This is a genomic window from Streptomyces mabaensis (genome assembly GCF_053763515.1).
Genome location: NZ_JBSOPZ010000006.1, coordinates 163030 through 175514 on the forward strand (window position 1 = coordinate 163030; position 12485 = coordinate 175514).

Below are 12485 nucleotides of genomic sequence, written 5' to 3' on the forward strand. Positions count from 1 at the left end.
AACGTTACGGCTGCGCACGCTATGTGATGAACACACCTTTTGTACCGCAACACGCCGCCCCGCGCGCGGGACTACCCCGCCGCGCGGCCGGTGAGGGCTGCCAGGCTGGAGTTGATGTTGTCCATGTGGGCCCGCATCTCCTCCCGCGCCTCCTCGTGCTCCCGCAGCACCCGCTCCGTGTCCCGCTCCAGCCGCTCCGCCCGCGCCTCTGCCTGCGCGATCAGCTCCGCGGCCTGCGCCTCCGCGTCCTCCTGGCTGCGCCGCGCGGCCTCCTCCGCCCCTGAGAACGCCTGCTGCGCCTCCATCAGCCCGCCTTCCGCGTGCGCCTCCAGCTCCACCTGGCGGGCGTCCAACTCCGCCTCCCGCTCCAGGTAGTCGCGGACCGCCGCGTCCCGCCGCCCGGCCTGTTCCTTCTCCAGGGCGGCCAGCACGTCGTCCGCCTCGCGGCGCGCGTCCTTCAGCGCGTCCAGCGCCGCATCGCGCCACTCCTTCGCGTCCTGCCGCGCCGCCGACCGCAGCTCGTCCGCCGTGTCCCGCGCGCCGAACAGCACCTGCTGCGCATACGCCTCCGCGTCCGCGCGCACGGACTCCGCCCCCGCGCGCGCAGCGTCCGTCACCTCCCGCCCGGCCGCCTCCGCCGCGTCCCGCGTCGCGTTCGCGTCGTCGAGCGCGGCGCCGCGTACCGCCGCATCCTCGTCCTGCGCGAGGGCGAGGAGACGCTGAGCGCCCTCGCCGAGCATGTCGTACGTCTGCGGGGAGAGCGTCGCGACGACTTCGCGCAGCCGGGCCGCATCCGCCTCCATCTGCTTGGCGAGGACGGTCAGCCGCGCCGCCCGTTCCCAGGCGTCGTCGCGGCTCCCGGACAGGCGGGCGAGATAGCGGTCGACCTCGTCCGGCCGGTAACCACGGCCCCGCACGACGGCCAGCCCATCAGGTGACACCGGTGAACTCATGCGCTACATCTTGAAGGACCGGAGCGAATCAGTCATAACGCGACACTCCGCCCATCCGTCACGGCCGGATATGCGCTATTTGCCATCAGAACCGACAGCCGGGGAGCCAGGGAGGTCGCATGAAGCGCAACGAGCTGATCTGGTTCCTCCGCCGGCACAAGCTCGCCATCCAGGCGTCCGTCACCCCGGACGGAGCACCCCAGGCGGCCGTCGTCGGATTCGCGGTGAGCGACGGGCTCGAGATCGTCTTCGACACGGTCGAGACGACGCGCAAGTACCGGAACCTGCGCGCCGACCCGCGGATCGCGCTCGTGATCGGCTGGGGCGACGAAGTGACGGCCCAGATCGAGGGCGTCGCGGACTTCCCCACCGGCTCCGAACTCGAACGCATCCGCGCGTGCTACTTCAGCGCCTGGCCGGACGGCCGCGACCGGCTCACCTGGCCCGGCATCACCCACGTCCGCGTCCGGCCGACGTGGGTGCGCCTCAGTGACTTCACCCGCGACCCGCCGCTGATCGTCGAACTGCCCGCCGAGCACCTCGTATGAGCGGCGCGGTGGAGCCGGCGGAGCCGGTGGAGCCGGCGGAGCCAGGCCGCGTCAGAGCAGGCCGTCCCACATCTGCTCCAGCAGCACCGACCACCAGCTCTCCGGCGAAGCCAGCGCCGCCGGGTCGAGCGCGGCCAGCTGCGCCTGGAAGTCGACCGTCCAGCGGCCCGCCTGTTCCGGCGTCAGACTGAACCGCAGCCGCCACATCCGGCCGAGCAGCGCCAGACAGCGGACGAACTCGGGCAGCCCCGCGTTCACGAACTGCGGCGCGGCCGGCCGGCCGTCGGGCCCGGCCTCGACCGGAACCGCCACGATGTGCGCCGTGCCGTACTGGACACAGATCGCGCGGCCGAAGTCGCTGCCCATGACCAGGTACGAACCGGCGTCCGAGGCAGGCTGCACCTGCCGCTGCGCGGCCAGCTCGGCCAGCGTCGGCACCGGCTGACCCGGCACCGCCTGCGCCCAGAAGAACGGACCGAAGTCCACCGGCAGCCCCGCCCAGACCAGCGTCTGCGCCACGATCTCCGGTACGCCCTGCCGCGACACCGCCCGCTGGTCGAAGCGGAAGACGCCCTGCGGGCCGAACGCGCCCATCAGCTCGTGCGCGATCCCCTCCGGGGGAATCGGCGGCGCCGGCTGCACCGGCGGCAGCGGCGCCCGCACCGGCGCGGGCCGGGCCGGGCCATCCGCGACCTGGTGCAACTCGCCCTGGTGCGTGATCAGATGCTGCATCCCCTGCTGCCGGCTGGCGTGGTCCCTGCCGTACGGGGCCACGCTCGTGATCCGCACCTGCGGCCAGGTCTCCCGGATCATCCGGGCGCAGTAACCGCCGGGCAGCTCGCAGGACTCCAGCTCGGTGTGCAGCTCCAGCACCTGCTGCGGCGGCACGTTCATGGCACGCAGCTCGTGCAGCATCTGCCACTCGGGGTGCGGGGTGCCCGGCGCCGAGCGGCGGATGAGCTGCTGCTCGCTGCCGTCCTGCGCGCGGTAGCGCAGTACGGCCTGGTAGCCGGGACCGACGGTGGGCACGCCGGCGGGAGGCTGCTGCGGGTACCCGTACGCGGGGCCGGGGGCGGGGGCAGGCGCAGGCGCGGGCGCGCCGGGCGGCGGCGTACCGGGCGGGCCCGGCGGCTGCTGCGGTGCGCCCGGGCCCATGGGGCCGGGACCGGCGAGCATCGTCGCCGCATGGTCCAGCCCACCACCGGGCGCACCCGGAGCACCGGGCGGACCGGGAGGCTGAGGCGCACCCGGACCACCGGGGCCTCCCGGGCCCATCTGGCCCGCCAGCATCGTCGCCGCGTGATGGACGCCACCGCCGGGCTGACCGGGCGGCGGGGTCGGCGTACCGGGAGGGCCGGGCGGGGCGGGCGGACCCGGCGGCTGCTGCGGCGCACCCGGGCCACCCATCTGGCCCGCCAGCATCGTCGCCGCGTGCTGCACCCCGCCACCGGGCTGACCGGGCGGGCCGGGCGGCGTCGGCGGACCGGCGGGACCGGCGGGACCGGGAGCGGCAGGCGCACCGGGGCCTTCCGGACCGAGCCGGGACACCATCTGGGTCGGTACGTACCCGCCCGCCGGAGCACCGGGCGCACCCGGACCGGAGGGCGGCGGCGGGGTCGCGCCCGGCCGCGCGCCCGGCGTACCGGGGGCGCCGGGCGGCGGCGGAGTCGTCGGCCCACTGCCTCGGGCGGCGCGCGGCGGCCTGACCGCCTTGCTCGTCGCGGCGTCGGCGATGTCCTGCGCACCGGGGCCGGCGGGCGGCCGCGGACCACCGGGCGCGGCCTGCGCACCGGGCGCACCCGGAGTGCCCTGCGGATAGCCGTACGGCGGAGCGCCGGCCGGCGGGGCCGCGTTCGGGTCCACCGAGGGCGCGAGCGCCGTCCGGGGGAGCTGGCTGCCGCCGGACATCAGCGCGGTCTTGGCCTCCGGCGCCACACCGGGCGGCGGGGTGTCGTCCTCGTCCGAACCGGACAGCGGCGGCGCGAACACCGTGGCGGGCAGCGGCACCGACCCCTCGTCGGAGGCGGCGTTGGTGTCGGTCCCGGCCCACGGCGTGGCCCCGGCGGGCGCGCCCGGCGATGCGGGCACACCCTCGTTCGCGGTGGGCTCGTACGCCCCGGAGCCGCCCCCGGCGCTCGGCCAGGCACTGGCACCGGCGGGAGCCGAAGGACCGGCCGCGCCCGGCGGACCCTGCGGACGGCCGTACGGCGGAGCGCCGCCCGGCGGGGCCGCGTTCGGGGCCGGCGAGGGCGCCGCAGCAGCCGGGCCGTGCCCGTGCCCCGGTGCCGAAGCCTGGCCCGGAGCCGCAGGGGCCGGAAGCGGACCCGGCGCTGCTGGCGTGGCACCGGCAGCCGAACCGGGCGTCGGCGCCGCACCCGACACCGCACCCGAGCCGCCCGCCGCAGACGAACGGCGGTCCGGAATGCCCAACTTGTCCGCCGCGTCCTGGAGCCACTCCGGCGGCGTCAACAGAAACGACGTCTGCTCCAGATCGATCCGCTGCGCCGGCGGCGGCGCATCGGACGGCCGCGCGTCCGCGGCCGCCCCGTACTCCTCCTCGTACCGGCGGATCACCTCACCCACCGGCAGCCCCGGCCACAGCGTCGCCTCACCGCTGTCGCGGGCGATGACCAGCCGCTGCGAACCGCCGCCGCCGGACGGGCCGTTCTCCCGGTCCTCCGCCCACACCACGAAACCGAGGTCGAACTCCCGCACCCGCACCTCGCGATGCTGGTACGCGGGCACGTCCCCGTTGACCCACTCTTCCGCGCGCTCCTGCGCCTGCGCGAAGGTCACCATCGCGCTCACCCCTCCACCGGGACGGCCTGCGCGAAGCCGCCGTCCACCATCAGGTTGGCCACGGTCTCCAGCTCCGGCGGATTGCCCGCCAGCCGCTGCAGGAACGCGTCGAAGTCGTCCCCACACGGCAGCAGCAGCCGCTCCACCCGCTCCTGGGTGCTCCAGCCGTCACGGTCACGCGCGTCGTCGTACGCGCAGAACCACACCGACCCGACCGACGACCCCTTCACCTTCACCGCGAGGATCCCGCCCTGGACGAACGCGACGCCCAGATAGTCCTTGGTCAGGTGGTCCCGCAGGCACTTGTTCACGTACACCAGGTCGTTGACGGCCGCCTCGTCCCGCACCGTGAAGAACGGCTGGTCGACCAGCAGCCCCAGCTCCGCGTCCAGCCCCGCGCCGACCGGCGCGCAGCCGCCCGCCGCCTTGAGGAAGGACCGGTACGCACCCGGCAGCCGGTAGCCGAGGTCCTCCTCCACACCCAGCACCTGCTGCTCGGTGACGGACACCGCGTTCTTCGGCAGCCCGACATGCACCGGCCGCGTCTCCTGCAACGGACGCGTCCCGCGCTTGGCGTGGTCGACGGGCGCCGTCGACAGCCCGCCGTGATGCCGCAGCAACGCCTTCACCTCGACCGGCACCAGCTCCATACGGCGACTTCCGGCCACGTGGTGCCAGGTCCAGCCGTGCGGGGTCGCCACCGCGGGAATCGTGTCCCACAGCTCGTGACCCTCCGCATGCAGCGCGGCATTGGCCGAGACGTAGTCCGTCAGCCGCAGCTCGTCCACACCGAAGCCCTCCGGGGGCTCGGCGATCTCCGCGGCGGCACGCGCGTACGGCGAAAAGTCCGGATAGCCGTTTCCGTCCACCCGCACACCATGAGGGTGGCGGGAAGCCCGGACCGGGTCCGGGAAGTGCACGACCTGCCCGGCGTAGGCCGTATTCGGTGGCGCGGCATGCTGCCCGAGCCGACCTGTCGTCATGGCGGTTGCCCCCTGCTGGATCTGGCTGGTTCAGCACAGCCTATGCGGTACGGCAATACGGGGAACCGCCCGTCCACTCCGGTCACCAACTGTCACAACCCCGTGACGGCGGACGGCAAAACTGACACGACTCAGTGCCCCAGCTTCCGCACCACACCGCACATTTGGCAGGCTGTTCCCGCGCGCGGGGGGCGTGCACTTCCGCGGCTACCGCCGCGGGCACGGGAGGGGAAGCACCACATGCACACAGCGCAAGCAGGCACACCAGGCACAGCAGGCTCCGAGGGAACGCCGTCGGCCGGAAGCGTCACAGCCGGTGACCCGAGGCTGAGTTGGAGCAGCACCGGCGAAACCCGCCCGCCCGCACTCCGCCACCGCCGCGGCATCCTTCCCGCCGTCGGCGCGGCACTCTCCGTACGCGGTGAAACCCTCACCTGCACCGCGGGCAAGGGCGACCAGCCGCCCGTACTGCACGCCCTCGTCCAGGACTTCCTCGACACCCTCACCAGCGGCCAGCGCGAACGCTTCACCGGACGCTGCCCCGAAGCCATCCTGCTCTCCCGGCACTTGACGGCCGTCGAAGCCGGCCGCAGCAGACGCGCGTCACGCAAACCCCTGACGCACGGCGAAGCCCGCCGCGCGCTCAAGCACGCCAAACTCACCGCCCGCCGCATCCGCGAGGACGGCGACCCGCTGCACGGCAGCTACGCCCCGCCGTGCCGCTCCTGCGACGCGCTCCTCGCCCACTTCGGCGTACGCCCCGTCGACCTCACCGACCCCGCCGCCGCCGGCACCACCGAGAAGGGCTGACGCCGCACCGATGCCCGCCTCCGCTCCGTACGACCGCACCTCCGCCACCCGCTTCCCCGTCGCCGTCGACGCTGCACTGCGCGCCGCCGGCTGGCAGCCCGGCCGCTGGGACATCAAGCAGGCCGAATACTGGGCCGACACCCTCCGCGACCACGTCTCGCCCGCCGGCCACCGGCACACCGTCTTCCCGGCCGCCGTCGAGGCGTGGGCCGAGTTCGGCGGCCTGCGCATCGCCGGACCCGGACCCGGCCGGCAGATCGCGCCCGCGCCGCTGCGCGTCGACCCGCTCGCGGGGCTGCACCTCGCACGTACCCTCGCCGACCTGGGACGGGCGCTCGACACCGAGATCTGCCCCCTGGGGGAGGAGGCGGACGGCCGGGCCCACCTCGCGATCGACCACGCGGGCCGGGTCTACAGCCTCGACCACGCGGGCGACTGGTACCTGGGCGCGGACATCGACCAGGCCCTGGCCACCCTGATCACGGGCACCCAACCCCCCCGCCTCACCACGGCCTGACCCACGTCCCGGCAGGCCGCGCGGCGACCGGGACCCGCGCGGCCTACCACGAGCCGTGCGCCGGCCTGCCGGGACCCGCGCGGCCCACCGGGAGCCGTGCGGCCCCACCGGGACCCTTGTACGACCTACCGGGAGCCGTGCGGCAACACCGCCGAGACGCGGAAGCCGCCCGCTTCCGTCGGCCCCGCCACGAACACCCCGCCCAGGCCCAGCACCCGCTCCCGCATCCCCACCAGCCCGTTGCCACCACTCGGCAACCCCGCGTCCGCAACCCCCGCATCCGACGGCCCGTTCTCCACCTGCATCGCGACCTCGTCACCCCGGTGCGCCAGCCGCACCCACGCCTTCGCACCCGGCGCGTGCTTGTGGACGTTCGTCAGCCCCTCCTGTACCACCCGGTAGGCGGTCTGCTCCACCTCCGGCGCATACCCGCGCGTCTCACCGTCCACCAGCAGCTCCACCACCATCCCGGCCGCCCGCGACTGCCCCACCAGCGCCTCCAGGTCGTCCAGCTGCGGCCCGTCCTCGCTCGCCGCGGCGGCCGCGGCCGCAGCCGCCCCGATCGCCGCCAGCGGCACCGCCGCCGAAGCCGGCCTCGGCGAGTCCCCCGTACGCAGCACCCCGAGCATCTCGCGCAGCTCCGTCAGCGCCTGCCGGCCCATGTCCCCCACCAGCGCCGCGTTCTTCACGGCCTTCGCCGGATCCTTCGCCGCCACCGCCTGCAACGCCGCCGCGTGCACCACCATCAGACTCACCCGGTGCGCCACCACGTCGTGCATCTCGCGCGCGATCCGCGTCCGCTCCTCCGTACGCGCCCACTCGGCCCGCTCCTCGGCCCGGTCCGCCAGCAGCGACAGCTCCCGCTCCAGACTGTCCGCCCGCTCCTGAAGGCTCTCCATCAACCGCCGCCGCGCACCGATATAGAGCCCCAGCAGCACCGGCGGGGCGGTCAGCCCCAGCGACATGAACAGCGACACGACCGGCACGAACCACGGCCCCGGCTCGAAGTCCCCCCGGGACAGGTCCTGCTCGGTCCGCACGGCCGTGACGATCAGCGTCCCCACCAGCGCCATGCCGGCCAGCACCCCGGTGATCCGGCGCGGCACCTCGGAGGCGGCGAGCGTGTAGAGGCCGACGACGCCCATCAGGTAGCCCATCTCGGCGGGCGTGATCGCGACCGCGACGAGCACCACGGCGATCGGCCACCGCCGCCGCAGCACCAGGGTGGCCCCCGCCACCAGCCCGAACAGCACCCCGAGCGGCACCGGCAGCCCGGTGCGACCGGAGAACTGCACCCCCTCCAACGCGCACTCGACGGCGGAGACAACCCCAAGCCCCACATCGAGCACGGCACTACGCCGCCGCCCCCACCACCAGGGCCCCGCCCTGCCCGTCGCGTCGTCCTGATGTACCCCCGTAACGGTCATGTCTTCCAGCCTACGGTCGGGCGCGACCGATTTTCCGGAGACCGGCGACAGCACGAAAGCCGGGGCCGCGTTGGCATCTCCGTGACATAAAGCGCCGATCTGTACCGTCGCATCGAGGGGGCCTGGTGCGGCATAGTAGGGGCTGCGCTCGCGCCGATCTAGAAAATCGGACACAGACGGCGAACCATCCCGGGTCGTCTAAAGGCAGGACAAATGGTTTTGGTCCATTGAATGAGGGTTCGATTCCTTCCCCGGGAGCTGCACAGTTCGGGTCCTGACCTCACCGGTCAGGACCCGCGCTCGTTTCGGCCCTGAAACGCCCCGGTATCCTGCGGGTGTCCACCACTCGAAGCCGAAGGGCATTCCCGTGAGCGCCAATCGCCCGGCAGCCGTCGTCGTCCTCGCAGCGGGTGAGGGCACCCGCATGAAGTCGGCCACTCCCAAGGTTCTGCACGAGATCTGCGGGCGCTCGCTCGTCGGACATGTCGTCGCCGCCTCCCGTGAGCTGAACCCCGAACACCTGGTCGTCGTCGTCGGCCATGCCCGTGAGCAGGTCACCGCCCACCTGGGCGAGGTCGACGCCGGGGTGCGTACCGCGGTGCAGTACGAGCAGAACGGCACCGGGCACGCCGTCCGGATGGCGCTCGAGGAGCTGGGCGGCAGCGTCGACGGCACGGTGGTCGTCGTCTGCGGCGACACCCCGCTGCTGACCGGCGCCACCCTCGCGCAGCTCGCGGACACCCACGCCGCCGACGGCAACGCGGTGACCGTGCTGACCGCCGAGGTGCCGGACTCCACCGGGTACGGCCGGATCGTGCGGGACGCCTCGACCGGCGCGGTGACCGCGATCGTCGAGCACAAGGACGCCAGCGAGTCGCAGCGCGCGATCCGGGAGATCAACTCGGGTGTGTTCGCGTTCGACGGGCGGCTGCTGGCGGACGCGCTGGGCAAGGTCCGTACGGACAACAGCCAGGGCGAGGAGTACCTGACGGACGTGCTGTCGATCCTGCGCGAGGCCGGCCACCGGGTCGGCGCCGCGGTGGGCGGCGACCACCGGGAGATCCTGGGCATCAACAACCGCGTGCAGCTGGCGGAGGCCCGCGGGCTGCTGAACGCGCGGCTGCTGGAGCGCGCGATGCTGGCCGGTGTGACGGTGGTCGACCCGGCGTCGACGCTGGTGGACGTGACCGTGACGTTCGAGCAGGACGCGGTGGTGCACCCGGGCACGCAGCTGCTGGGTGCCACGCACCTGGCGTCGGGCTCGGAGGTCGGTCCGAACACGCGGCTGACGGACACGACGGTCGGTGCGGGCGCGCGGGTGGACAACACCGTGGCGGACCGTGCGGAGGTCGGGGCGTCGGCGAGCGTGGGCCCGTTCGCGTATCTGCGTCCGGGCACGAAGCTGGGCGTGAAGTCCAAGGCGGGCACGTACGTGGAGATGAAGAACGCCGTGATCGGCGAGGGCACGAAGGTGCCGCATCTGTCCTACGTGGGGGACGCGACGATCGGCGACTACTCGAACATCGGCGCCGCGAGCGTGTTCGTGAACTACGACGGCGAGCACAAGCACCACACCACGGTGGGCTCGCACTGCAAGACGGGGTCGGACAACATGTTTGTGGCTCCCGTCACGATCGGGGACGGCGCGTACACGGCGGCCGGCTCGGTCATCACCAAGGACGTGCCGGCGGGCGCACTGGCCGTGGCCCGTGGCCAGCAGCGGAATATCGAGGGCTGGGTGGCCCGGAAGCGTCCGGGGAGCGCGGCCGCGCAGGCGGCTCAGGTGGCGGGCGAGGTGTCCGACGCTGAAAGCTGACCGGAAACGGGTGCGTCTTTCTCGGCGTACCGTGATACGTGCACGCAATTCGGCTGGCTCGCAGCACATATGTACGAGAGGTACGCATGTGCAGGCGGGCGCAGCAGCAATCAACACGTCTGAGGAGACAGTGCTGTGACCGGGATCAAGACGACCGGCGAGAAGAAGCTGATGCTCTTCTCCGGCCGCGCCCACCCCGAGCTGGCCGAGGAGGTCGCGCACCAGCTGGGTGTCGGCCTCGTGCCGACCAAGGCTTTCGACTTCGCCAACGGTGAGATCTATGTCCGCTTCCAGGAGTCGGCCCGTGGTGCGGACTGCTTCCTGATGCAGAGCCACACGGCTCCCATCAATAAGTGGATCATGGAACAGCTGATCATGATCGATGCGCTGAAGCGGGCCTCCGCCCGGAGCATCACCGTGATCATCCCGTCGTACGGGTACGCCCGTCAGGACAAGAAGCACCGCGGCCGTGAGCCGATCTCGGCCCGCCTGGTCGCCGACATGCTGAAGTGCGCGGGCGCCGACCGCATCCTCACGGTCGATCTGCACACCGACCAGATCCAGGGCTTCTTCGACGGCCCGGTGGACCACCTCTCCGCGCTGCCGGTGCTGGCGGACTACGTGGGTGCGAAGGTCGACCGCGACAAGCTGACGATCGTGTCCCCGGACGCGGGCCGGGTCCGGGTCGCGGACCGCTGGTGCGACCGGCTGGACGCGCCGCTGGCGATCGTGCACAAGCGCCGTGACAAGGACGTCGCGAATCAGGTGACGGTCCACGAGGTCGTCGGTGAGGTCAAGGGCCGGGTCTGCGTCCTGGTCGACGACATGATCGACACGGGTGGCACGATCTGCGCCGCGGCGGAGGCGCTGTTCGCCAACGGTGCGGAGGACGTCATCGTGACGGCGACGCACGGCATCCTGTCCGGTCCGGCGGCGGACCGGCTGAAGAACTCGAAGGTGAGCGAGTTCGTGTTCACGAACACGCTGCCCGACCCGGGTGACCTGGAGCTCGACAAGATCACGGTGCTTTCGATGGCGCCGACGATCGCGCGCGCGGTGCGTGAGGTCTTCGAGGACGGTTCGGTGACGAGCCTCTTCGAGGAGCAGGCGTAAGCGGCTGCCGCGAGCGGCTTCTTAAGATCCATTTGGGGCGGCCTCCCGTTGCCGGGTAGACTCAGCGAGTTGCTCGGCGAGGGAGGCCGCACTCATGTGCGGGTATCCGTTATCGACGCGCTCTTCGTAGCAGGTCCGTTGTGGGCCGGGTGACAGCCGATTCGATTCGTTTCTGTCTTCTACGAGGAGAGCAGCATGTCCGAGGTCAAGCTCAGCGCCCAGGTCCGTACCGAGTTCGGTAAGGGCGCCGCCCGCCGGACCCGTCGCGCCAACCTGGTTCCCGCAGTCATCTACGGCCACGGTGCCGAGCCGGTTCACGTCACCCTTCCGGGTCACGACCTGATGATGGCGCTCAAGACCGCCAACGTCCTTCTGAGCCTGGACATCGAGGGCCGCAACGAGCTCGTCATCCCCAAGGCCGTCCAGCGTGACGCCATCAAGCGCACCCTGACCCACGTCGACCTGCTCGCGGTCAAGCGTGGCGAGAAGGTCACCGTCGAGATCCCGGTCAACACCGAGGGCGAGCTGGCTCCGGGCAGCTTCCTGGTCGAGAACGTGCTGAACACCATCACGGTCGAGGCCGAGGCCACGCACATCCCCGAGTCGGTCACCGTCTCCATCGAGGGCCTGGAGGCCGGTGCCTCGATCCACGCCAAGGACATCGCCCTGCCGAAGGGCACCACCCTGGCGATCGACGAGGACGCCGTCGTCATCCAGATCCTCACCGCGCAGGCCGAGGAGCCGGCCGCCGAGGGTGAGGGCGAGGCCCAGGCCGAGGGCGCGGAGGCCTGAGCCTCACCCCCCTTTCTGTGCGTTTGTGCAAGGCGACCGCCGCCCCGCTCCACCGGAGCGGGGCGGCGGTTGGTCTATGAAGGAGACATGCAGATGACGGACGACGCGAGCCCGTGGCTGGTGGTGGGTCTCGGCAATCCCGGGCCGGAGTACGCCGCGAACCGCCACAATGTGGGCTTCATGGTGGCCGATCTCCTGGCGGAGCGGATCGGCGGGAAGTTCAAGGCGCACAAGGCGCGGGCGCAGGTCGTCGAGGGCCGTACGGGTCCGCCGGGGCCGGCGAACCGCCGGGTGGTGCTGGCCAAGCCGATGTCGTACATGAACCTGTCCGGCGGCCCGGTCACGGCGCTGCGGGACTTCTACAAGGTGCCGGTGGAGCGCATCATCGCGATCCATGACGAGCTGGACATCGACTACGGCACGTTGCGGCTGAAGCTGGGCGGCGGCGACAACGGTCACAACGGTCTGAAGTCGATGACGAAGTCGATGGGCTCCGACTACCACCGGGTGCGTTTCGGGATCGGGCGCCCGCCGGGCCGGATGCCGGTGGCGGACTTCGTACTGAAGGATTTCTCCTCGGCGGAGCGCAAGGAGCTCGACTATTTCGTGGACCGGGCGGCGGATGCGGTGGAGTGTCTGATCCTTGACGGCCTGGAGCGGGCCCAGGGGACGTACAACTCCTAAGCGCTGCAATTCGGCCATGCGCCGCCCCTGAGTCATGGCCAGA

The 12485-nt window shown here is 72.4% G+C and carries 11 protein-coding genes and 1 tRNA gene; 8 read left to right on the plus strand and 4 right to left on the minus strand.

Translation table 11 applies throughout. From position 1 onward, the window contains the following. Positions 1-71: 71 nt before the first annotated feature. Positions 72-953 carry a cellulose-binding protein gene (locus ACWV17_RS07675; RefSeq protein WP_455351308.1) on the minus strand — a complete coding sequence of 294 codons (882 nt, stop codon included), beginning with the start codon at positions 951-953 and terminating at the stop codon, positions 72-74. 119 nt (positions 954-1072) lie between these two features. Here ACWV17_RS07675 and ACWV17_RS07680 point away from each other — a divergent pair, with 119 nt between their 5' ends. Continuing rightward, positions 1073-1501 (plus strand): pyridoxamine 5'-phosphate oxidase family protein, encoded by a 429-nt coding sequence (locus ACWV17_RS07680; RefSeq protein ID WP_455351307.1) that lies wholly within the window; start codon positions 1073-1075, stop codon positions 1499-1501. Between the two features lie 51 nt (positions 1502-1552). Here the strand turns inward: ACWV17_RS07680 and ACWV17_RS07685 are convergent, their stop codons facing one another. Then, entirely contained in the window at positions 1553-4300 is a 2748-nt protein-coding gene (locus ACWV17_RS07685; RefSeq protein WP_455359077.1) for an SUKH-4 family immunity protein, read from the minus strand. 5 nt (positions 4301-4305) lie between these two features. Continuing rightward, on the minus strand, positions 4306-5283 hold the full coding sequence (locus ACWV17_RS07690) for an SMI1/KNR4 family protein (RefSeq protein ID WP_455351306.1): 978 nt from the start codon (positions 5281-5283) through the stop codon (positions 4306-4308). A gap of 240 nt (positions 5284-5523) precedes the next feature. Between ACWV17_RS07690 and ACWV17_RS07695 the strand changes: the two genes are divergently transcribed. Both ACWV17_RS07695 and ACWV17_RS07700 read left to right on the plus strand, forming a co-directional pair. After that, positions 5524-6093, plus strand: a complete 570-nt coding sequence (locus ACWV17_RS07695) for a YwqJ-related putative deaminase (protein WP_455359027.1) — start codon at positions 5524-5526, stop codon at positions 6091-6093. Positions 6094-6103: 10 nt separating this feature from the next. After that, positions 6104-6610, plus strand: coding sequence for an SUKH-3 domain-containing protein (locus ACWV17_RS07700; RefSeq protein ID WP_455359028.1), 507 nt, complete (start codon positions 6104-6106; stop codon positions 6608-6610). A 125-nt stretch (positions 6611-6735) separates the two neighbouring features. Here the strand turns inward: ACWV17_RS07700 and ACWV17_RS07705 are convergent, their stop codons facing one another. After that, positions 6736-8037, minus strand: a complete 1302-nt coding sequence (locus ACWV17_RS07705) for a histidine kinase (RefSeq protein WP_455359029.1) — start codon at positions 8035-8037, stop codon at positions 6736-6738. A 187-nt stretch (positions 8038-8224) separates the two neighbouring features. Between ACWV17_RS07705 and ACWV17_RS07710 the strand changes: the two genes are divergently transcribed. The 5 genes from ACWV17_RS07710 to pth all read left to right on the plus strand — a co-directional run bounded on the left by ACWV17_RS07710 (position 8225) and on the right by pth (position 12442). Then, positions 8225-8295: transfer RNA gene (locus tag ACWV17_RS07710), tRNA-Gln, on the plus strand. A 109-nt stretch (positions 8296-8404) separates the two neighbouring features. Next, positions 8405-9853 (plus strand): bifunctional UDP-N-acetylglucosamine diphosphorylase/glucosamine-1-phosphate N-acetyltransferase GlmU, encoded by a 1449-nt coding sequence (gene glmU / locus ACWV17_RS07715; RefSeq protein ID WP_455359030.1) that lies wholly within the window; start codon positions 8405-8407, stop codon positions 9851-9853. 135 nt (positions 9854-9988) lie between these two features. Continuing rightward, entirely contained in the window at positions 9989-10966 is a 978-nt protein-coding gene (locus ACWV17_RS07720) for a ribose-phosphate diphosphokinase (protein ID WP_455351300.1), read from the plus strand. 195 nt (positions 10967-11161) lie between these two features. Beyond that, positions 11162-11758, plus strand: a complete 597-nt coding sequence (locus ACWV17_RS07725; RefSeq protein WP_455351299.1) for a 50S ribosomal protein L25/general stress protein Ctc — start codon at positions 11162-11164, stop codon at positions 11756-11758. 93 nt (positions 11759-11851) lie between these two features. After that, a complete protein-coding gene (gene pth, locus ACWV17_RS07730; protein ID WP_455351298.1) occupies positions 11852-12442 on the plus strand; it encodes an aminoacyl-tRNA hydrolase in 591 nt (196 codons plus the stop codon). Positions 12443-12485 lie beyond the last annotated feature (43 nt).